The 22080-nt window shown below is 71.1% G+C and carries 16 protein-coding genes and 2 pseudogenes; 11 read left to right on the forward strand and 7 right to left on the reverse strand.

Annotated elements, in window-relative coordinates; translation table 11 throughout:
• The first annotated feature begins 120 nt into the window (after positions 1–120).
• Complete coding sequence (gene dnaK / locus AC3ET3_RS28795) at positions 121–1977, forward strand: molecular chaperone DnaK (protein WP_435613148.1); 1857 nt, start codon at positions 121–123, stop codon at positions 1975–1977.
• Positions 1978–2239: 262 nt separating this feature from the next.
• On the opposite strand, the gene narJ is transcribed toward dnaK, so the two are convergent.
• Both narJ and AC3ET3_RS28805 read right to left on the reverse strand, forming a co-directional pair.
• Complete coding sequence (narJ, locus tag AC3ET3_RS28800; protein ID WP_432133877.1) at positions 2240–2734, reverse strand: nitrate reductase molybdenum cofactor assembly chaperone; 495 nt, start codon at positions 2732–2734, stop codon at positions 2240–2242.
• Between the two features lie 247 nt (positions 2735–2981).
• On the reverse strand, positions 2982–3845 hold the full coding sequence (locus AC3ET3_RS28805) for a helix-turn-helix domain-containing protein (protein WP_432133879.1): 864 nt from the start codon (positions 3843–3845) through the stop codon (positions 2982–2984).
• Positions 3846–4116: 271 nt separating this feature from the next.
• Between AC3ET3_RS28805 and AC3ET3_RS28810 the strand changes: the two genes are divergently transcribed.
• Positions 4117–4548, forward strand: coding sequence for a hypothetical protein (locus AC3ET3_RS28810; RefSeq protein ID WP_432133880.1), 432 nt, complete (start codon positions 4117–4119; stop codon positions 4546–4548).
• 7 nt (positions 4549–4555) lie between these two features.
• On the opposite strand, the gene AC3ET3_RS28815 is transcribed toward AC3ET3_RS28810, so the two are convergent.
• Positions 4556–5398, reverse strand: a complete 843-nt coding sequence (locus tag AC3ET3_RS28815) for a helix-turn-helix domain-containing protein (RefSeq protein WP_432159100.1) — start codon at positions 5396–5398, stop codon at positions 4556–4558.
• Positions 5399–5520: 122 nt separating this feature from the next.
• Here AC3ET3_RS28815 and AC3ET3_RS28820 point away from each other — a divergent pair, with 122 nt between their 5' ends.
• Positions 5521–5826, forward strand: coding sequence for a 4a-hydroxytetrahydrobiopterin dehydratase (locus AC3ET3_RS28820; protein WP_432133882.1), 306 nt, complete (start codon positions 5521–5523; stop codon positions 5824–5826).
• Positions 5827–5872: 46 nt separating this feature from the next.
• Positions 5873–6637, forward strand: a complete 765-nt coding sequence (locus tag AC3ET3_RS28825; RefSeq protein ID WP_432133883.1) for a class I SAM-dependent methyltransferase — start codon at positions 5873–5875, stop codon at positions 6635–6637.
• 132 nt (positions 6638–6769) lie between these two features.
• Here the strand turns inward: AC3ET3_RS28825 and AC3ET3_RS28830 are convergent, their stop codons facing one another.
• Positions 6770–7249 (reverse strand): hypothetical protein, encoded by a 480-nt coding sequence (locus AC3ET3_RS28830; protein WP_432133884.1) that lies wholly within the window; start codon positions 7247–7249, stop codon positions 6770–6772.
• A gap of 40 nt (positions 7250–7289) precedes the next feature.
• On the opposite strand from AC3ET3_RS28830, the gene AC3ET3_RS28835 reads away from it, so the two are divergent.
• Both AC3ET3_RS28835 and AC3ET3_RS28840 read left to right on the forward strand, forming a co-directional pair.
• Positions 7290–8258 (forward strand): helix-turn-helix transcriptional regulator, encoded by a 969-nt coding sequence (locus AC3ET3_RS28835; protein ID WP_432133885.1) that lies wholly within the window; start codon positions 7290–7292, stop codon positions 8256–8258.
• Between the two features lie 40 nt (positions 8259–8298).
• A complete protein-coding gene (locus tag AC3ET3_RS28840) occupies positions 8299–10185 on the forward strand; it encodes a rhamnogalacturonan lyase (RefSeq protein ID WP_435613149.1) in 1887 nt (628 codons plus the stop codon).
• Between the two features lie 102 nt (positions 10186–10287).
• Here AC3ET3_RS28840 and AC3ET3_RS28845 read toward each other — a convergent pair whose 3' ends face one another.
• Positions 10288–12978 (reverse strand): cellulose binding domain-containing protein, encoded by a 2691-nt coding sequence (locus tag AC3ET3_RS28845; protein WP_432158303.1) that lies wholly within the window; start codon positions 12976–12978, stop codon positions 10288–10290.
• Positions 12979–13090: 112 nt separating this feature from the next.
• Complete coding sequence (locus tag AC3ET3_RS28850) at positions 13091–16006, reverse strand: glycoside hydrolase family 48 protein (RefSeq protein WP_432133888.1); 2916 nt, start codon at positions 16004–16006, stop codon at positions 13091–13093.
• Between the two features lie 277 nt (positions 16007–16283).
• On the opposite strand from AC3ET3_RS28850, the pseudogene AC3ET3_RS28855 reads away from it, so the two are divergent.
• The 5 genes and pseudogenes from AC3ET3_RS28855 to AC3ET3_RS28875 all read left to right on the forward strand — a co-directional run.
• A pseudogene (locus tag AC3ET3_RS28855) lies at positions 16284–16559 on the forward strand (cellulose binding domain-containing protein); the annotation flags it as partial.
• A gap of 221 nt (positions 16560–16780) precedes the next feature.
• Positions 16781–17142, forward strand: a pseudogene (locus AC3ET3_RS28860) (cellulose-binding protein); the annotation flags it as partial.
• Positions 17139–18902: a glycoside hydrolase family 6 protein gene (locus AC3ET3_RS28865; RefSeq protein WP_432133889.1), complete on the forward strand. Its 1764-nt coding sequence runs from the start codon at positions 17139–17141 to the stop codon at positions 18900–18902. The pseudogene AC3ET3_RS28860 and the gene AC3ET3_RS28865, both read left to right, overlap by 4 nt.
• Positions 18903–19081: 179 nt before the next feature.
• Entirely contained in the window at positions 19082–20110 is a 1029-nt protein-coding gene (locus tag AC3ET3_RS28870) for a class I SAM-dependent methyltransferase (protein WP_432133890.1), read from the forward strand.
• A gap of 172 nt (positions 20111–20282) precedes the next feature.
• A complete protein-coding gene (locus AC3ET3_RS28875) occupies positions 20283–20984 on the forward strand; it encodes an SDR family oxidoreductase (RefSeq protein ID WP_432133891.1) in 702 nt (233 codons plus the stop codon).
• 84 nt (positions 20985–21068) lie between these two features.
• Here the strand turns inward: AC3ET3_RS28875 and AC3ET3_RS28880 are convergent, their stop codons facing one another.
• Positions 21069–21905: an aldo/keto reductase gene (locus tag AC3ET3_RS28880; RefSeq protein ID WP_432133892.1), complete on the reverse strand. Its 837-nt coding sequence runs from the start codon at positions 21903–21905 to the stop codon at positions 21069–21071.
• Between the last annotated feature and the right edge of the window lie 175 nt (positions 21906–22080).

Below are 22080 nucleotides of genomic sequence, written 5' to 3' on the forward strand. Positions count from 1 at the left end.
GGGGGGGGGTGGGGTTCTTTTTGGGTCTCCCCCCCACGGTCCTGTTGACAAGCACCTGCCCAGGTTCTGTGCTGGAACTGGAGGCTGTCTGGCGCGAAGCCCTGGCGGAAGGGGACGGCGATGGGACGTCCGGTCGGTATCGATCTGGGAACCACCAACTCGGTGGTGGCCGTCCTGGAGGGCGGTGAACCCACGGTCATCGCCAACGCGGAGGGCGCGCGGACCACCCCCTCGGTGGTGGCCTTCGCCAAGAGCGGCGAGGTCCTCGTCGGCGAGGTCGCCAAGCGGCAGGCGGTCACCAACGTCGACCGCACCGCCCGCTCCGTCAAGCGGCACATGGGCGACGCGCACTGGCGCTTCCCCGAGCACGGCTCCGTCGACGGCACCCGCTACCGCGCCCAGGAGCTGTCCGCGCGCGTCCTGCAGAAGTTGAAGCGGGACGCGGAGTCCTACCTCGGCGAGGACGTCACCGACGCCGTGATCACCGTCCCCGCCTACTTCGACGACACCCAGCGGCAGGCCACGAAGGAGGCCGGGGAGATCGCCGGCCTGAAGGTGCTGAGGATCATCAACGAGCCGACCGCGGCCGCCCTCGCCTACGGCCTCGACCGCGGCGAGGAGCAGACGGTGCTCGTCTTCGACCTCGGCGGCGGCACCTTCGACGTCTCCCTGCTGGAGATCGGCGACGGCGTCATCGAGGTGAAGGCCACCAACGGCGACACCCACCTCGGCGGTGACGACTGGGACCAGCGGATCGTGGAGTACCTGGTCAAGAAGTTCAAGGGCCAGTACGGCATCGACCTGGGCAACGACCGGATGGCCGTGCAACGGCTGCGCGAGGGCGCCGAGAAGGCCAAGATCGAACTGTCCTCGTCCTCCGAGACCACCATCAACCTGCCGTACATCACCGCCTCCGCGGAAGGCCCGCTCCACCTCGACGAGAAGCTGACGCGCGCTCAGTTCCAGGAGATCACACAGGACTTGCTCGACCGCTGCAAGAGGCCCTTCCACCAGGCGGTCAAGGACGCGAACATCCAGGTCTCCGCGATCGACCACGTCATCCTGGTCGGCGGCTCCACCCGGATGCCCGCGGTGACCGACCTGGTGCGCGAACTGACCACCAAGGATCCGCACAAGGGCGTCAACCCCGACGAGGTGGTGGCCGTCGGCGCCGCGCTGCAGGCCGGCGTGATCCGCGGCGACGTCAAGGACGTCCTGCTCCTGGACGTCACCCCGCTGTCCCTCGGCATCGAGACCAAGGGCGGCATCATGACCAAGCTGATCGAACGCAACACCACGATCCCCACGCGCCGCTCGGAAATCTTCACCACCGCCGTCGACAACCAGCCCTCCGTCGGCATCCAGGTCTACCAGGGCGAGCGGGAGATCGCCGCCTACAACAAGAAGCTCGGCGTCTTCGACCTCACCGGGCTGCCGCCCGCACCGCGCGGGGTGCCGCAGATCGAGGTCGCCTTCGACATCGACGCCAACGGGATCATGCACGTCTCCGCGAAGGACCTGGGTACCGGCAAGGAACAGAAGATGACCGTCACGGGCGGCTCGGCCCTGCCGAAGGACGACATCGACCGCATGGTGCGCGACGCCGAGCAGTACGCCGAGGAGGACCGCAACCGCCGCGAGGCCGCCGAGACCCGCAACCAGGCGGAGCAACTCGTCTACCAGACCGAGAGGTTCCTCCAGGAGAACGCGGAGCGCATCCCGTCGGACACCAGGAGCGAGGTCGAGTCGGCGGCGACCGACCTCAAGGCGCTGCTGGAGCGCGGCGCCGACACCGCCGAGCTGCGTGCCGGGGCCGACCGGCTCTCCTCCGTCAGCCAGCGCATGGGGCAGGCGATGTACGCGCAGGCACAACAGCCGACCGCCGACGCGGGGCCGCCCCCGCCGCACGACGAGGAGGGGGTGGTGGACGCGGAGATCGTCGACGACGAGAAGGACACCAAGGGCGGCGCCGCCTAGCGGCCGGGACCCCCGGTCGAGCCGTTCCCGGCCGGGCCGTTCGCCGCGCGGGCCCAGTCGGTGCGGATCCCGGCTGCGGTGGACGATATACGGCATGTACGGCATGTACGGCCGGAACAGGTACTGCACCGGCGCGCTGAACAGGTGCACCGGGCGGGTGTACGGCGCGTCCCGCCGAACCTGTCGTGGCGGTGGCGCCAGACCGGGCCGGAGACCAGGAGGACGAAAGCGATGGAGGGCAGGGCGCCCCAGAGGAGTGTGGTCACGGACGCTCCCCGGTGCATACCGTCGGCAGTGTGGCGCAGACCGCATCCAGAACGGTCGCATACGGTGTGCCGTATGCGGTCAACCGGTCACGCAGCTGCCGCAGCGCGTCCCTGTGCTCGGTGAGCATGTCGATGTTGCCGGTGCGGGCCGCGAACTCCAGCACCGCGGGCAGGAAGTCCGGCAGCTCCTCACCGGTGAACTCCAGCCCGTGCGCCCGGTAGAGATCCTCGAAGCGGACCAGGGACATCCCCCGACGACGGGTGTCGCCGTCCCGCCACCAGCTCAGGTACAGGCTGTACCGGTTCTTGAGGCCGAAGACCCGCACATAGTGCTCGGCCAGCTCCCCGGGCGGTGTCACCGCCGCGTGGTCGGCGAACTCCCGAAGCTGCGGAGCGGCTTCACGCAGCAGCGGCAGCCGGGCGCGGAAGTCGTCGTCCGGATAGGTCAGACAGAGGGCGGCAGCCTGGTACAGCACGGCGTCCGAGGGCATCAGACCTCCTTGGCCTCGTCGGGGACGACGGCTTGCGCGTCGTCCGTGGTCCGCCGCCGGCGCGGGACGCGGAAGTTCTCCACCGACACCAGCGGCAGCCGCCGCCGACCCCCGACGGCCGAGACGGTCCGCGTGTCGGTCGCGTGCGCTCCCTTGCTCGACCCGTGGTTCGACGCTAGGGGCGCGGACGCGAGCACACCCGTTCACGGCGCCCGTACGGGTCACCGCTCCCGGTGGCCGGCACCGGTCAGCAGGCGGCGCGCAGCGAACGCAGGATCTCCTTGGTGCGTGACGCCGACGCGGCGTGCGTCGTCATGTGGTCGAGGACCTCCAGGTGCACCGAGACCTCCTTACGGGAGTCCAGATAGAGGGCGCCCGTCAGATACTCGCTGACGACCATGTCGGGCAGCTCCGGCTGTGCGAACCGGAACAGCGAGAACGGGGCGTACGTTCCCGGATGCGGGCCCTGCGCGAACTCCGCGACCTGCAGCGTGACCCGGTCGCGGTCGGCGAACTCCAGCAGCTTGTCCAGCTGGTCGCGCATCACCGACGGCTCCACACCCACCGGCCGCAGCAGGACCGTCTCGTCCATCACGACCCACAGATGCGGCGGTGTCGGCCCCTCCAGCAGCTGCTGGCGGGCCATCCGCAGCGCCACATGCCGGTCGATGGCCTCCGGCGTGGTCTGCCCGACGGTGCCGGCCTCCAGCACCGCCCGCGCGTACTCCCGCGTCTGCAGCAGCCCCGGCACGAAGTGCGGCTCGTAGGAACGGATCAGCCGCGCGGCACCCTCCAGGCTCACATACAGGCTGAACCACTCCGGCAGCACGTCGTGGAAGCGCTGCCACCAGCCCGGCCGGTTCGCCTCCTCCGCCAGCTCCACGAACGCCGCCGTCTCGTCCGCCGGCACGCCGTACGCCTCCAGCAGCACCTGTACGTACGGGATCTTCAGCGCGACATCGGCGGTCTCCATCCGGCGTACCGTCGCGGGAGCCACCCGCAGCGCCCGGGCCGCCTCCTCGCGGCTGAGGCCGGCCGCCTCCCGCAACTCCTGCAGCCGTCTGCCGAGGACCACCTGTCCCACGGTGGGTGCGGGCCGCCGTTCACTCACGCCACGTCTCCCCTGCGTGTCGACCTGGCAGCAGTGTGTCATGTCCCGGGCCCGGTCTCACGGGAAGCGGAAGGATCTCCTCGGCACGGGCCGGGCCGCCGGACGGCCGCATGACCCCGGGGGTAATCGACGGGCTCGGCCGACGGCGGGATCGTGGAGTCACCGGGTTCCGGCCGGCGCGCTCCTGCCCGGAACCCGCGACCTCCCCGGCCGGCCGGAGTGCCGCCGCCGGGCCGTACCGCCCCATGACCGCGACGGAGGGTGCTTCACCATGGCCACGACCCAGCTCACCGCTCTCGCCCGCACCGACGAGCCGCACACCGCGCTGCGCCGCTTCCTCGCCCTGGACGCCGTCGTCACCGGCGCCAACGGACTCGCCTACCTCGCCGCCGCCGGGCCGCTCGGCCGCTTCCTGGGCGTCGACGCCGGACTGCTGCGCGCCCTGGGCGCGTTCCTCACCGTGTTCGCCGCTCTCGTGGCGGTCCTGGCCCTCGGCGCACGACCCGCGGCGGTCCCGGTCCGGGCGGTGGTGGAGGCCAACCTCGCCTGGTCGGGCTTGAGTCTCCTCGCCCTGGTCGCGTGGCTGTCGCCGACCGGACCGGGCGCGGTGTGGACGGTGCTGCAGGCGGGCACGGTGGCCGGCTTCGCCGTACTGCAGCACCTCGCGCTCAAGGCGCGCCACGAGGGGGCCACCGCGCCCTGAGCATCGGTCAGGTAATGGCGCCGCGCAGGAACTTGCCCGTCGCCGGGTCGGCCGGGAGGAACGTCTCGATGGCCAGCTCGGCGACGGTCACGTCCATCGGCGTGTTGAACGTGGAGATCGACGACACGAACGACAGGGTGTGCCCCTCGTGCTCGATCAGCAGCGGAAGCGCGAAGTGCGGTACCGCTCCCGCCGGTTCACTCGTACGCGACGGTCCGCCGACGCCCTCGGCCAACGGGTAGGCGGACACCTCCTCGTACAGCGCGCGCAGCTCCGGCGAGCGCTGCAGAGCGATCTGACGCTCCATCTGATGCAGCAGGTGCCCACGCCACTCCCGCAGGTTGCGGATGCGCGGCGCGAGGCCCTTCGGGTGCAGCGTCAGCCGCATGGCGTTCAGCGGGGGCGCCAACAGCTCCTCGTCGACGCCGTCGAGCAGCATCGCGATCCCCCGGTTCGCGGCCACCACGGAGTACAGCCCGTCGACGACCAGCGCCGGATACGGCTCATAACCCCGGATCAGCCGCTCCACCCCCTCCCGCAGCGCCTCCAGCGACGGATCCTCCAGCGGGGTCTCCGGGTAGCGCGGGGCATAACCCGCCGCCAGCAGCAGCGCGTTGCGTTCCCGCACCGGCACCTCCAGGTGCTCGGCCAGCCGCAGCACCATCTCCTCGCTGGGCCGGGAGCGGCCGTTCTCGACGAAGCTGATGTGCCGCGCCGAGGACTCCGCGCGCAGCGCCAGGTCCAGCTGGCTGACCCGTCGCCGCTCACGCCAGGCCCGCAGCAGCGGTCCGACGCCCTGGACGGCGGAGGAGGACGGGGTGGTGGCGGGCGCGGTCGGGGCAGTGGTCATATACATGACCGTAGCCGAGAAGGCGCGGCCAGGGGGGTGCGGTCGCGTCGGCGACCAGGACCCCGACGCCTACCTGTGGCAGGCTGAAACCGGTACGCGACGACGAGGAAGGGAGCTGGGACATGCCCGCCGAAGCACTGTCGCAGAAGGAGATCGAGGACCGGCTCGCCGAGCTGCCCGGCTGGTCCGTCGAGGGCGGCCGCCTCACCCGGACCTTCCGTCTCGCGTCCCACTTCGCCGCCACCGCCCTGGTCACCCACATCGCCCAGGTCCAGGAGGAGCTCGACCACCACTCGGACCTGACCCTGGGGTACAACACGGTCGTGCTGGCGGTGCACACCCACAGCGCCGGCGGCGCCCTGACCGGCCTCGACTTCGAGCTCGCGCACCGCGTCGAAGCCCTCGCGCCGGCGCACGGTGCCGACTGAACCCGGCCGATCACCGAGGGACGGACCCAGGGACGGGGGGACCCACGTGCTCGACTACGAGAAGGAAGCGGCCGTCTACGACGGGCTGCGCGGCGGTGAGCCCAGGGCCGAGGCGGCCGCCGAGGCCGTCCTGGGCCTGGTTCCGCGACAGCGCGGAGGCCGGTGGCTCGACGTCGCCTGCGGCACCGGCATCGTGACCCGCCGCCTGGCCGCGGCGCGGCCCGACACCCGGGTGGCCGGGGTGGACCTGGCGCACGCGATGGCGCGGACCGCCGCCGCCCGCCTCCCCGGCGCGGTAGTCGTCGCCGACAGCAGGCGGCTGCCGTTCCCGGACGCCGCGTTCGACGCCGTGTCCAGCGTGTGGCTGCTGCACCTTCCCGACGAGGCGGCGGACGTCCACCGGATCGTCTCCGAGTGCGCCCGGGTGCTGCGGCCGGGCGGGGTGTATGTGACGACGGTCGACAAGGGCGCTGCCCACAACGTGGGGAGTGACATCGATGGCGTTCTCTCCGCCCGCCCGCGCAGCACCGCACGGGACGCCGCGCACATCGTCGAGGCGTACGCCGCCGACCAGGGCCTGACCCCGGCCGGGCAGGCCCGCTTCCCCGGCCGGGGCCAGGGCCGCAGTCCCCGCCGGGCCATTGCCGACCTGCGACGCGGCTGGTTCCTCACGCTCCCGCCGGGGGATCCGCGGACGGACGACTTCGCCGACCGCCTGGCCGCCCTGCCCGACCAGGACCGGCCGCGCCCGGACCCGGTGTTCACCCTGCGGGCGTTCCGGAAGCCGGCGCGGCGGGCCCCTGACGGCTGAACCCCGGCAACCGGCCGGTCCCCAGGCCGCCCCAGCCGCTCCCTCCCGCCTCTCCCGGGGGCGGGAAGTCGCTGCCGCGGTGGTCGCGAACCTGTCCGTCCCCGGAGCGGAAGCCGGACCCGTGCGCGCCGCTCATGAGAGGCCTCCGGTACTTCCCTCGGGCAGACTGTCCGTCAAGTAGCTGTGCAGATCGGGGATGTCGGGTGAGAGCAGGTGGCGCACCCAGGCGTCGCGCTCGTGCTGGATCGGGGGCAGCTCCCAGACGCAGCCGATCCACGGCCTGTCCACCGGAACGAAGTGCGTGGGGTCGCGGTCGGGGCAGCCGAGCACCGGCTGCCCGGCCGCGGCGCCGCGGAAGTGCAGGACGTTGTCCCATACCCAGCTGTAGGCATTGAGGTAGGTACCGCCGTCGCCGCCCTGGTGCAGGACGACGAACGTCGCCGGGGGAGTGTCGTCGAGATCCGGCAGCAGGGTCGGCAGGATCCTGTATGCGGCATCCTGCACATCGGCGGCGATCCCCGCCGGGTCGGCGGTCACGTGGTAGCGCTTGATCCGCCGTCCCGCGAGCGCGATCGGCGGCGGGACGGTCAGCAGTTTCTCCTGGAAGGCCATGACCGCGACGCTAGGGCGACTTCACTGACATCCTGTGTCAGTGAAGTCCGGCCGACTCGTCTCGATCCTGCTCCTGCTGCAGACCAGGGGCCGGATGACCGCCGCCCAGCTCGCCGCGGAGCTGGAGGTCTCGGTCCGCACGGTCTACCGGGACGTGGAGGCGCTGAGCGCGGCCGGTGTGCCGCTGTACGGCGACGCCGGTCACGCCGGCGGCTACCGGCTGCTCGGCGGCTACCGCACCCGCCTGACCGGTCTCACCGCCGACGAGGCCGAGGCACTCTTCCTCGCCGGGCTCCCCGGACCGGCCGCCGAGCTGGGCCTCGGCGACGTGCTCGCCGCCGCCCGGCTCAAGGTGCGCGCCGCGCTCCCGGCGGAGCTGCGTCCCCACGCCGACCGGATCAGCGGCCGCTTCCACCTCGACGCTCCCGGCTGGTACGCCGAGGGGGACGAGGTACCGCTCCTGCCCGCGGTGGCGGACGCGGTGTGGAACAACCGTGTCCTGGATGTCGTATACCGCCGCTGGCGGGAGCCAACCGACGTGCGGCGCCGCCTGGAGCCGTACGGACTCGTGCTCAAAGCCGGGCGCTGGTACGTCGTCGCCGCCCCGGGACCGCGCACCTACCGGGTCGACCAGATCCTCGAACTGACCACGCGGGACGAGGTGTTCACCAGACCCGGCGACTTCGACCTGGCCGGGTACTGGGCTGCCTGCCGGCGCGACTTCCACGACCGGCTGCACCGCGCCGAGGCCCTGGTCCGCCTCGCTCCCGGAGTGCACCTGACCGGGGCGGCCGGCCGTGCCGTGGACGACGGCGGCCGCACGGACCCCGACGGCTGGACCGTCGCCCGGGTGCCCATCGAGTCCGTCGACCACGCCCACGCCGAGTTCCTCCGGCTCGGCGCCGGCATCGAGGTGCTCCGGCCGGTCGCACTGCGCGCGCGGATCGCCCGGACGGCCACCGAACTGGCCCGGCTGTACGGCAACCCGGCGGACCCCGGCGACGACTGACAGGACACAACCTGTCCGCTCTCACGGGAGGTCACGTCTCGTGCAGCACCCGCAGCCGCACCCCCGCAAGCACCGCAGACGCCGTACCCTCGTCCTCACCGCGCTGACCGCCTCGGCCGCCCTGGTCGGCACCGGGCTGACCACCCTGGGCGCGGCCACCGCCGAGGCGGCCACCGCCCGGCAGGTGGAGGCCCTCGACCGGGGCGTGGTGAGCGTCCACACCACCGACGGCAACCTGGTCAGCTGGCGGTGGCTCGGCACCGACCCCGGCGACATCGCCTTCAACCTCTACCGGGCCGGCACCAAGGTCAACTCCGCGCCGATCACCGGCTCCACCGACTACTTCCACGCCGCCGCGCCCGCCCACGCCGACTACACCGTCCGCGCGATCGTCGACGGCGTGGAGCAGGGCGACTCCGTCCACGCCGTCCAGTTCCGCTCCGGCTACAAGGACGTGCCCCTCTCCCCGCCCGCCGGAGGCACGACCCCCGACGGTGTCGCGTACTCCTACGAGGCCAACGACGCGAGCGTCGGCGACCTCGACGGCGACGGCGCCCTGGACATCGTCCTCAAGTGGCAGCCGACGAACGCCAAGGACAACTCGCAGTCGGGATACACCGGCAACACCGTCGTCGACGGCGTCAGGCTGGACGGCACCCGGCTGTGGCGGATCGACCTGGGCCGCAACATCCGTTCCGGCGCGCACTACACACAGTTCCAGGTGTACGACTACGACGGCGACGGCCGGGCCGAGGTGGCGATGAAGACGGCCGACGGCACCCGGGACGGCACCGGCGCCGTCATCGGCAGTTCCTCGGCCGACCACCGCAACTCCAGCGGCTACGTGCTGTCCGGGCCGGAGTACCTGACCATGTTCGACGGCCGGAGCGGGCGGGCCCTGCAGAGCGTCGGATACGTGCCGGCGCGCGGCTCGGTGTCGTCGTGGGGCGACTCCTACGGCAACCGCGTCGACCGCTTCCTGGCCGGCACCGCCTATCTCGACGGCTCCCGTCCGTCGCTGATCATGGCACGCGGCTACTACACCCGGACCGTGATCGCGGCCTGGGACTGGCGCAACGGATCCTTCACCCGCCGCTGGACCTTCGACACCAACTCCTCCACCAACGCCGGCCGGGGCTACGACGGCCAGGGTTCGCACAGCCTCTCCGTCGGGGACGTCGACGGCGACGGCAAGGACGAGATCGTCTACGGCGCGATGGCGGTCGACGACGACGGCCGGGGCCTGTGGACCACGAGGACCGGTCACGGCGACGCCCAGCACCTCGGCGACCTCGACCCGTCGCACCCCGGTCTGGAGTACTTCAAGGTCTCCGAGTCCAGGAACCAGCCGGCCGAGCTGTACATCGATCCGGCTAACGGCGCGGTGAACTGGAAGCTCTCCCCGTGCTGCGACAACGGGCGCGGCGTCGCCGGCGACATCTGGGCCGGCAACGACGGCGCCGAGGTCTGGTCCGCCTCCGACACCGCCGTCCGCGACGAGGCCGGCGCCGCCAAGGGACGCGAGCCGTCCAGCGTCAACTTCCTGTCGTGGTGGGACGGCGACCCCGTCCGTGAACTCCTCGACGGCACCCACATCGACAAGTACGGGCCGTCCGGCGACACCCGCCTGCTGACCGGGTACGGCGTGCACTCCGCCAACGGCACCAAGGCGACCCCCTCGCTGTCCGGGGACATCCTGGGCGACTGGCGCGAGGAGGTGATCTGGCCCACGTCCGACAACCGGGCCCTGCGCATCTACTCGACGCCCTACGAGACGACGACCCGGATCACGACCCTGCTGCACGACACCATGTACCGCACGGGGCTCGCCTGGCAGAACACCGCGTACAACCAGCCGCCCCACCCGAGCTTCTTCCTCGGCGACCGCATGGCCACGGCGCCCCGACCGGCCGTGTACACGCCCTGACGCACCACCGCCGAGGCCCCTGACCCGGAAAGCCCCACAGGCCGGTCCGTGAAGGGCGTGGTGGGTGGCCGCCGGGAGCGGCCACCCACCACGCCGGGGGTGTCAGAGCACGGCGCAGGTCCGGTCACCCATCCGGAACGCCGTGGGTTCGGTGTTCGACCCGGTCCAGCTGCCCGTGAACCCGAAACTCACCGAGGAGCCCGCCGCCACGTCGCCGTTCCAGCCGGCGTTCTGCACCGTCACCGCCGAACCCGACTGCGTGAACCGGGCGTTCCACAGCTGTCCGACGCTCTGCCCGTTCGGGAAGGCCCAGTCGAGCGACCAGCCGGACCACGGGGACGTGCCGGTGTTGGCCAGCTTGACGTCCGCCTGGAAGCCGCCCGACCACTCGTTGGTGATCTCGTACGTCACCGCGCAGGCACCCGTGGGGGCAGGGGGCGGGTCCGTACCGCCGTCGTCGCCGCCCCCGTCGTCCCCGCCGCCGTCGCCTCCGCCGTTCGGGTCGGAGGTGTCGCCGTAGATCACGCCCCGGCCGTTGGTGGAGACGTACACCCGGCCGTAGACCCGCGGATCGCCCGTGATCGCCGCGCCGGTCCAGCCCCACTGATGGGCGTCGTCGTTGACGCGCGTCCAGGTCGCGCCCTGGTCCGTCGACCGGAAGATGCCGCGCACCCCGCCGATCTTCGCGCTGGTGTACAGCGTCTGGTAGGTGGCACCGGCAGCCGCCTTGCCGAAGCCGACGGTGTCGGCCTGTTCCACACCGGACAGCTTGGTGAAGGTCGCCCCGGCGTCCGTGGAGTGCCACAGCCCGTACGCCCCGTCGCTCGCGCCGCCCGCCAGCCAGACGTCGCCCTTCGTGCCGGGCAACGCCTTGAAGCGGACGCTGTCGCCGCCGGGCAGGCCGGTCGCGGCGGACGCGGTGAAGGTGGCCCCGCCGTCCTCGCTGACGTAGAACTTCCCCGACTTGAAGCCGTAGAAGGTCAGCGGGTCGACCCGGTCGGACTCCACGATCGCGCCCGCGGGGATTCCGCTCGACGCCGACCACGACGTCCCGAAGCCCGTGGTGTGCTGCACGCCGGTGCCGTTCGGACTCCACACGAACCGGCTGCCGTCCGCCGCCGCGGCCACCGTGCCGCCGCCGCTGACCCCCGAGGGGTCGCTGCCGGCGAACCAGTGGGCACCGTTGTCGGTGGAGAACGCGACGTGCGGCCCCGAATCCAGATCGCCCACCCGCACCACCGTGTTCGGGTCGGTCTCGGCGTAGTCGAGACTCGTGGTCGTGGTGAAGACCGGCGCGGTGTACATCATCGACGGCACCTCGGTCAGGTCCGTGTGCCGGAAGCCGCCGATGTCACCCAGCGCGCTGAGCAGCGGGGCGCCGGACGGGGGCGAGGCGAGGTCGTTGACCGCGGTCTCCTCCAGCCCGCGCACCATCGGCTTGATGGTGAACGTGCCGCCGCCGTCCCACTCGGTGAGGTTCTCGGTGCCGTAGATCGTCGCGCCCGTGCCGTACATCATGCGGTCGGAGTCGAACGGGTCGATTTCCAGCGCCTCGGTCATCCAGCCGAGTTTGGGTGTCTGCTCGGGCGGCTGCGGGTCGGCGTTCCAGGTGAGCCAGGGCGAGGACGAGACGTCCATGGTGTAGCGGTTCGCCCGGTCGGGATACGAGGTGTAGTCCCAGGCCTTGGACCAGGTGGCACCGCTGTCGGTGGAGCGGAAGAGCTGGGTGTCGGGCCACCAGGAACTGTAGGCGGTCGTCATGAGCGTGCCGGGGTCCCGGCGGTCGACGGTCAGTCCGCTGAAGCCGTAGTAGGTGTCGGCCTCGGCCACGGGGCTGATGTCCGTCCAGGTGCCGGTAGCCGTGGCATACCGCCAGAGCTGCCCCTTGCCGCCGTCGTAGGGACCCCCCTTGTCGCTGTATGCGATGTACAGATAACCGTTGACCGCATCCAGGACACCCTTGTGCGGCAGGTATCCGGTCGGCTGTCCACCGATCCGCTGCCAGGTGACCCCCGCGTCCGTCGACCGGTACACCGCGTTGTCCTTGTCGGCGACCCCGACGTAGATCGTCTTCGTCGCGCTGCCCGGCGTCCCCGTGGACTCGTCGAACGTCGCCCAGACGATGCCCTGGTTGTCGGAGGCGTACCCGCTGGTGTCGCTGGGATCCTGTACGTAGTTGCCGGGATTCGGGAACGCGGTCACCTGCGCCCAGGTCACCCCCGAGTCCGTGGACCGCCACAGCCCCTTGCCGCTGGGCGCGCCCAGGTACAGCACACTGTCCTTGTTCGGGTCGATCGCCAGGCGCTCGCCCATGCCCCGGCCCGGCATGTTGCCGCCCAGCTTGAACGGCAGATCGGCCTTCTGCCAGCTCGCGCCCCGGTCCCCGGAGCGCAGGACCGCCCCGTTGCCCGGATCCCAGCTGTTGGTGTACGTGCCGACCGCCGCGTACACCTTGTCCGGATCGACGGGGTCGGAGGCCAGGCTCACCACCCCCGTGTGGCCCCAGCGGTCCCAGCCGACCGAGTCCAGCAACGGCGTCCAGCTCTTGCTCGACTCCTGCCACCGGTACGCGCCGCCGATGTCGGTGCGGGCGTACGCCAGGTTGCGCTCCGTGCGGTTGAAGACGATGCCGGGGACGAAGCCGCCCCCGTCGATGCGCGCGTTCTTCCAGGTGTACGACTCGGCGGCCGGACTCGCCTCGGCCGCCCGGTCCGCGGCGAGCGCGGGCGGGCTGCCCGCGAGCAGACCGGCGGCCAGCGCCAGTACGGCCGTCAGGATGCGGGTTCTTCGCACGGTGGGGGTCCTTCCCTCACGAAGCCGTGTCAGGGGTGGGGGCACGACGACCGGGCGGTCCCCACAGCGGGAAGGGGACCGCCCGGCGCGCTACGCGGAGCGAGAGCGGGGCTTACTCGAGGAGCTCCGCGTACGAGCCCATGGCAAGGGCGATGTCCGCCTGGGCCCAGAACCGGTGGTACGTGAACACGGGCGCCGCTCCGCCCGCGAGGTAGCTCTCGATCTTCGACCAGGCCGGGTCGTCCTGGTAGAAGGACCGCAGCGAGGCGAACGTCGACGAGGAGTTGATCGCGTCGCCGTTCGGCATGGCGCCGCTGAAGCCGCTCGGGACGTAGACCGGGTCGTCGAAGCGGTTGTAGTCGGCGCGGGTCTCCGGGACGGCGATGCCCAGGCTGTCCTGGTAGTTGTCCCACATGCCGTCGAGGAGCGCCTTGGCCGTGGTGGCGGCCTCGGTGTCACCGGAACGGTCCGCGTAGTACGTCAGGGTCTTTGCGTACGCCGCCGCCACGCCGACGTCGTTGGTGTAGTCGGCGACCGTGACGTGCAGGCCGTTGTTGGCGCCGGGGCTGGAGGCGTTCCAGGTGTCGGGCTGGCCCGACCACTGCAGCGTCGACGGGATGCGGAACGTGCCGTCCGGGTTGACCGTGGTCTCGGACAGCGCCCAGTCGACCCACTTGTCGAGGACCGCCTTGGCCGCCGCGTCACCCGTCTGCTGGTAGTACTCCGCCACGCGTTCCATGGACCACGCCTGGAAGCCGAACCACTGGTTGGACGGCGGGTCGTGGTAGACGGGCGCCTCGTCGTAGTACATCCCGTAGAAGGTCGACCTGCCGGCCGGCGGGGTCGCGTAGCGGCCCGCCCAGCTGTTGGTGGCGCCGCCCGCGATCGCGCCCTCACTGGACTGCAGCCAGCGGTAGAACTCGATCTGCCGCTGCAGCGACTTCGACCAGTCCGCCTGCCCCGTCGCCGACTTCGGCTTCAGGTCGGCGTAGCTGCTCAGCGCGTACGCGGCGAGCGGGTTCTGGTAGCCGCCGTGGACGTGGCTGGAGCCGATCCGCCACGCCCAGCCGGCGCTGGTGTCGGTGGCACCGCCCCAGGCGTAGTACCAGGACATCAGGTAGTGCGAGGCGTCCTTGCCGGTGCCTGCCGCGCAGGAGGAGGGCCCGACGCAGTTGCCGATCTTCTTGAAGTACTTGTCGTACATCGAGTAGCGCAGGTAGTCGCCCATCTTCGCGGCCTTGGCGACGGTCGCGGAGACCTGGCTCTTCTTGCCCTGCTCGCCGGCCCACTTGTCGGCCCAGTACGCCGCCTGCACCGCACGCGCGTCGGCGTCCGGGGCGTTGGTGAACTTCCACTGCTTGGCGTAGGAGGCGTCACCGGTGAACAGGTCGAGGTAGCCGTTCGGGCCGCCGTACCTGAACTGGTCGCAGGTCGGCTGCGGCACCGTCTCCCACACCGACTCCTGCACGCCGCGCTGGAAGGTGTTGATGTACGACGGTCCGGTCGCGGTCGGGCCGGCCTCGCACTTGCCGGGCTCGTTTCCGTAGCCGTAGACGTTGTCGACGTCCTGCAGCCAGTGCATACCGTAGACGTCGTCCGTGCCGTATGCGGTCTTCAGTTCACCGGCGATCGGATCCGATCCCACCGACACCCCGGAGTCCAGCTGCGCCGGGTACTCGTTCGGCGTGTCCAGCTCGGGTGCGTAGGTGGCCGGCTTGGAGGCGTTGTAGAAGGAGTTCGTCGGCTGGTCGGCGTGGGTGGGGATCATGTATTTCTCCATGGTGTCCCACGCACCGTTGAACTTGGACCAGTCACCCGTGACCTTGCCGTACATGGCCTGCAGCCACAGCAGGTAGCTGTACGCCTCGGACGTGGTCTCGTGCCCGTGGTCCGGCGCCTCGACGATCAGCGTCTCCACCGAGTGGTACGGGATGCCCTCGGGGGAGAAGTAGCCGTTCGCCGGGTTGGTGATCTTCCCGTACAGGTCCAGGAAGCGGGCGTCGTACTCCTTGGCCCCCGCCAGCTCGGTGACGGTGACCGACGCCTTCGCGTGCCCGTTCGCCGACGACTCGAAGGTGGCCGAGCCCGTGCCGGAGGAATCGGCGCTGATCCGCACCGTCTGCCCGGTGTTCCAGTTCGACCGGGTGAAGGTGAGCGAGGCACCGCCGGACACCGTCAGTCCGGAGTTGCCGCTCGCCCGGGTGGTGGTGACGGTCACGTCGGACGACGGCTGTGTCGACAGCTTCACCTCGTACGTGCCCGACTCGCCCTGCCTGACCGCGAGTTGGTTGGTGGACACCACGATCGCCGGTCCCGAGGCGACCTGGATGCCGACCGGGGCCGACTCCGCCGAGGCGCCCAGGCTGTCGTAGGCCTTCGCCAGCAAAGAATGACTGCCCACGGTCAACCCGGAGGCCGAGAGTGTGTACGGAGCGCTGGTGTCCGTGCCGAGCAGCGTGGTGTCGTCGTAGAACTCGACCTTGGAGATGCTCGCGTCGTCCGCGGCCGCGGCGGTCGCCGCGAGCGGTACGGCGTCGCCCTGGCTGTAGACCGCGCCCGGCGCCGGGCTGGTCAGCACCGTGATCGGCGGCTGGTGGGCGCCGACGCAGGGCGTGCCGTTGATCGCGAAGCTCGTCGGAGCGGCGTTGGTGCCGCTGTAGGTGAACTGCGCACCCGTGCTCACGGCCGCGCCGGCGGCGATGGTGCCGTTGTACGGGGCGTTGCGCACGGTGATCTGACTGCCCGACTGCGACCAGGTGCCGTTCCAGCCGTTGGACAGCCGCTGGTTGCCGGTGTAGCCGTACGTCAGGGTCCAGCCGTTGATGGAGTCGGTACCGCGGTTGGTCAGGGTGAGGTCCGCGGTGAAGCCGGAACCCCAGTCGTTGGTCTTGTAGTCGACGCTGCACTGAAGTGCAGCCGCCTGGGCGGGAGTCGACAGTGTGCTCAGGGTGGCCAGGGGGAGCGCGAGGGCCGCCACGGCGGCGGTCCACAGGCGCCGCGCCGTGCGGCGTCTGCGTTGGGGATGCATGTGCTGGTTCCTCCTTGCGGCTCGGGAGAAGGTGGGCGCGGAGCAACAAGCCTTGAACCAGTGGGAGCGCTCCCATAGTGAGGACGACGCTACGGACGGTCAAGATGCTTGAAGAGTCGAAAAAATTTCACCGGCCGTCATTGAGCGAAAGTCAGGGAAAATCGGCGGCTCCCCTGTTCTTTGCCGGCACTTGGCGCTAGCTTCTTGGACACCAGTGGGAGCGATTCCATCAGTCGACGCGTCCGCCACGACGCGCCTGAGCTGCAAGGAGTCGCTCATGCGACACCCCCCGCCTTCAGTACTTTTAGCCGTGGCCTGTGACGTCGACCCCGTCGCGGGGTCGACGCCGTCGGCAGTCACGGCTGAGGGAGCCGCGCCTGCCCGCACGGTGGAGTACTCGGTCACCGGCCAGTGGGACGCCGGCCTCCGAGCCGCCGTTCGGAACACCGACCACGTGGCCGCCCTGAGCAGTTGGAGCCCGACCCTCGATTTCGTCGACGGCCGGCCGGTCACCCGTGGCTGGAACGCCTGGGGGCCGCAGTCCGGTGCCTCCGTCACCGCGGCGAACGAGAGCTCCGACGGTTCGCTCGGCACCGGCACCAGCACCGGCGTTCGCGTCGGCGTCGGCGTCAGTGCCGGCTTCCTGGCAACGAAGGCGGGGGCAACACGGTACCGACGGCGTTCCCGCTCGACGGCACAGCCTCTAACACCGACACCGACACCGAGCTCACGCCCACACGCACGCACACGCCCACCCCGCCCACGCCGGCCTGCCGGACCACCGGCCCGGCGGGCGATCTCACCGCCGCCCGGCGCGTGGACGACCGTCCTGCCCGCTGCGCGGAGCGCTGCTGGAACTCCATCCCCGCCCCCGTGCGGGCCCAAGTGCCGCTGGTGGCCGGGGACAACGGTGAGAACCGCTGCTCGCACGGTTTCGTCGACCGCGTCATGAACTGGTTCGACGACCGGGACCTGTCGTACCTCGGCTGGACCTGGAACACCTGGGACTGCTCCTTGGTCCCTCGCTGATCTCCGACCATGCCGGAACGCCGACGGCGTACGGCATCGGGCTGCGCGACCACCTGCGCTCGCTCGACGGACAACACCCGCAACCACGAAGGAACCCGCACTCATGAGTCGTACCAGAACAGCGATGCTCGCTGCCATGGCGCTGGTCGCCGGCGCCTCGGGAACCGCGCTCGCGGCCGCGGACCCCGGCGGCGTCGGCCTGGCCGCCGTCCCCTGCACCGTCGACTACCAGGTCCAGAACGACTGGGGCTCCGGATTCACGGCCGCCGTCACCGTGACCAACAATGGCGCCGCCAAGTCCAGTTGGTCGGTGGCGTGGTCCTACGGCGGCAACCAGCGCGTCACCAACGGCTGGAACGCGCGGATCACCCAGAGCGGCACCGGTGTCACCGCCGCCAACGAGTCCTACAACGGCAGCCTCTCCACCGGTGGTTCGGTCAGCTTCGGCTTCCAGGGCACCTACAGCGGCAGCAACCCCGTCCCGGCCACCTTCACACTCGACGGCGTGACCTGCAACGTGGACGACGGCAGCGGGGGCGGCGACGGCGGCGGTGACGGCGGTGGCGACGGCGGCGGTGACGGGGGCGGTGACGGGGGCGGCGGCAACCCGTCCGACAAGGCCGACAACCCCTACGTCGGCGCCAAGGGCTATGTGAACCCGGAATGGTCGGCGAACGCCGCCGCCGAACCGGGCGGCAGCCGCATCGCCGACCAGTCGACCGCCGTCTGGCTGGACCGCATCGCCGCCATCGAGGGCGTCAACGGGGGCATGGGGCTGCGGGACCACCTCGACGAGGCGCTTCGGCAGAAGGGCTCCGACGAGCTGGTCATCCAGCTCGTCATCTACGACCTGCCCGGACGCGACTGCTCGGCGCTCGCCTCCAACGGCGAACTCGGCCCGACCGAGATCGACCGGTACAAGACCGAGTACATCGACCCGATCGCCGCCATCCTGTCGGACTCCAAGTACGCCGGGCTGCGGATCGCCACCGTCATCGAGCCGGACTCGCTGCCCAACCTGGTCACCAACGCGGGCGGCACCGCCGGAAGCACCGACGCCTGCGCGACGATGAAGGCCAACGGCAACTACGAGAAGGGCGTCAGCTACGCCCTCGACCAGCTGGGCGCCATCCCGAACGTCTACAACTACATCGACGCCGGCCACCACGCCTGGATCGGCTGGGACACCAACCTCGACCCGTCCGTCCAGGAGTTCTACAAGACCGCGACCTCCAACGGCGCGAGCGTGAGCGACGTCGCCGGCTTCATCGTGAACACCGCCAACTACGGCGCCACCAAGGAGCCCTACGTCAAGATCGGCGACTCGGTGAACGGGCAGACCGTGCGCCAGTCCAAGTGGATCGACTGGAACTGGTACGTGGACGAGCAGTCCTTCGCGCAGGCCCTGCGCGACAAGCTCGTCGCGGCCGGCTTCGAATCCGGTCTCGGCATGCTGATCGACACCTCGCGCAACGGCTGGGGCGGCTCGGCCCGGCCCGCCGGCCCGGGTGCGACGACCTCGGTGGACAGCTACGTCGACGGCGGCCGCATCGACCGCCGCATCCACGCCGGCAACTGGTGCAACCAGAGCGGTGCCGGCCTCGGCGAACGTCCCACCACGGCCCCGGCCGCCGGGATCGACGCCTACGTGTGGGTCAAGCCCCCGGGTGAGTCGGACGGCGCCAGCTCCGCCATCCCCAACGACGAGGGCAAGGGCTTCGACCGTATGTGCGACCCCACCTACGGGGGTAACGCGCGCAACGGCAACAACCCGTCGGGCGCCCTGGCCGACGCTCCGGTGGCCGGGCACTGGTTCTCCTCCCAGTTCCAGCAGCTGATGCAGAACGCGTACCCGCCGCTGCCCTGATCGGCTGAACCGACTCGTGATCCGCCGGGGCCGCCTTACCGTCCTCCGCCCGGCACCCCGGCGGATCACGGCCGGGCCTTGCGCCGCAGGGCCCGGATTTTGCCGTAGCCGCAACAGGAGTGGCCTCCCTCCGGTCCGTCGGCGCACGCTGTCGGCATACCGGAGGAGAGGCTGAGCACATGGCGCACGAGCAGCACGAGACCCACCCGCACCCGCACGGCACGGAGCACGGCCCGGCGCACCACCCCGGCCGGGACACCGGACACGGTTCCGAGGAGAGGGACCGTCCCGGTCCCGGTCGGGAGCGTGGTCATGCTCCGGACGACGGCCATGGGCACGGCCACGGGCACGGCCACGGCCACGGCACCGAGGTCGACTGGGCGGAGATGGCCGCGCACCTGGAGGCCGAGGCCGAACTCTTCACCCCGATGTACGAGCGTGCCCTGGCCTGGCTGGGCAAGGAGGTGACCGAACCGGGACTGATCGTCGACGTGGGCAGCGGGCCCGGCGTGATCTCCTGCCTGTTCGCGGAGACCTTCCCCGGGGCACGGGTGGTGGCCGCCGACGGCTCCGAGCCCCTGCTCCGACGGGCCCGTGACCGGGCCGCCCGGCTGGGCCACGGAGACCGCTTCGACACCCTCGCCGGCGAACTCCCCGACGCCCTGGACGACTTGGACTACCCCGCGGACCTGATGTGGGCGAGCCGCAGCCTGCACCACCTGGGCGACCAGCGTGCCGCTCTGGCGGCGTTCGCTGGACGGCTCGCTCCCGGCGGCACCCTGGCGATCATGGAGGGGGGCCTGCCGACCCGCTTCCTCCCCCGGGACCTCGGCTTCGGCCGGCCGGGCATCGAGGCTCGGCTGGACGCTCTGCAGACCGACTGGTTCGCCCGGATGCGCGCCGAGCTTCCCGACTCCGTCGCCGAGACCGAGGACTGGCCCGCCCTGCTCGCCGCCGCCGGCCTGAAGCACACCCGGACCCGCAGTTTCCTCCTCGATCTGCCCGCCCCCGTCTCCGACCGGGCCCGCGACTTCGCCGGGACCGTGCTGTCCCGGGTACGAGACCGGCTCGGCGACGAACTCGACGCGCAGGACAGGGCCGCGCTGGACCGGCTCCTGGATCGGCAGGACACGGCGAGTGTGTACCGTCGTCCGGATCTGTTCGTGCTGACGGCGCACACGGTGTACACCGCCGTCCGGCCGGGATAGCGCGTGCGCCAGGGGTGCAGGGGTGCAGGGGTGCAGGGGTGCCAGGGCTGCCACAGCTGACGGGGCTCCCTTGTGTCGTAGTCGTCAGCCGGGCCGTCAGCCGGGGTTGACCTGGAGAGCGCTCCAAGTGATGGACTCCCGTCGTCCGCACCACGCATATGGGGGTACACACATGAGCCACTCACCGGTCGCACTGATCACCGGCGGCGGCAGCGGTATCGGCGCCGCGGTGGCGCGGCGGTTGCTCGACGCCGGTCACCGGGTCACCGTCACCGGGCGTGGCGAGGAGCGGCTGCGCGCGTTCGCCGAGGACCTCGGCAAGCCCGACGGGCTGTTGACGATCGCCGGCAGCGCGTCCGACTACGGCCATGTACAGTCGGCGGTCGACCGTACACTGCACGCCTTCGGCCGACTGGACACCGTCGTCGCCAACGCCGGTGTCGCCACCCACGATTCGGTGGCCACCGGCGATCCGGCCGACTGGCCGGAGATGGTCCTCACCAACGTCCTGGGGCCCGCGCTGCTCGTCCGCGCCTCCGTCGAGGCGCTCAAGGAGACCCGGGGCCGGATCGTCCTGGTGGGCAGCGTCGCCGGTTTCGTCAACACGCCGGGCAACCTCTACGGGGCGACCAAGTGGGCGGTGACCGGCCTGGCCGAGAACACTCGCCGCGAGGTCACCGAGCACGGCGTCGGGGTGACCCTGATCGCACCCGGGCGGGTCGAGACCCCGTTCTGGGACGGCCGCGGCAGCCTCCCGCCCGGCCGCCTGCTGACGGCTGATCAGATCGCCGACTCGGTCGTCTGGGCCGTCCGGCAGCCCGACGGGGTCGACGTCAACACCGTCGTCGTACGCCCCCTCGGCCAGCCCAACTGACGGAGCGCGGAGGTGGCACACCGACGGGCCGGCGCAGAAGGCGTCGGCCCGTCGGGAAGGCGCGGCTCGGTCCGCGTCGAACGCTCAGCCCACGTCGAACGACGCCGGGTCCGGGCCGATGCGCCGGTCCTCGTTCAGCGCGCTGATCGCGGCGAGGTCCTCGTCGTCCAGGCTGAAGTCGAAGACGCTGATGTTCTCCGTGATGCGGGACGGCGTCACCGACTTGGGGATGACGACGTTGCCGACCTGGAGGTGCCAGCGCAGCACGACCTGGGCGGCGGTGCGACCGTGCTTCCGCGCGATGGCCACGATGGCCGGGACCTCCAGCAGGCCCTTGCCCTGGCCCAGCGGCGACCAGGCCTCGGTGGCGATGCCCTGCTCGGCGTGGTACTCGCGGGCCTCGTGCTGCTGCAGGTGGGGGTGGAGTTCGATCTGGTTGACCGCCGGAATGACCGACGTCTCGCCGATCAGCCGCTTCAGGTGCTCCGGCAGGAAGTTGGACACGCCGATCGCGCGGACCCGGCCGTCGGCGTGCAGCTTCTCCAGCGCCTTGTAGGTGTCGACGTAGCGGTCGCGCTGCGGGAGCGGCCAGTGGATCAGGTACAGGTCGACGTGGTCCAGCCCCAGCTTGGCCAGCGACGTGTCGAACGCGCGCAGCGTCGAGTCGTATCCCTGGTCGCTGTTCCAGAGCTTGGTCGTCACGAAGATGTCCTCGCGGGGCAGGCCCGAGGCGGCGATCGCCTTGCCGGTGCCTTCCTCGTTGCCGTAGATCGCCGCTGTGTCGATGCTGCGGTACCCGGCCTCCAGCGCGGTGGAGACCGCCCGCTCCGCCTCGTCGTCCGGCACCTGCCAGACGCCGTAGCCCAGCTGGGGCATCTCGACGCCGTTGTTGAGGATGATCGGGGGGACCTTGCTGCTCACGAGCTCTTGATCCTTCGGTTGTCCGTCAGGTGGTACTCACATCGTCAACGATCACGAGGCGCCGTGCATTCCTGATCACGCAATCCCGCTCGTGCGATTCGGCCGGGCCGCGGTTCCCGAACGAGCGGTGCCGCGCTCCCCGGACGAAGCGTGCCCCGGTCCGCGTCCCGGGGGC

This window comes from Streptomyces sp. bgisy159 (assembly GCF_057707805.1).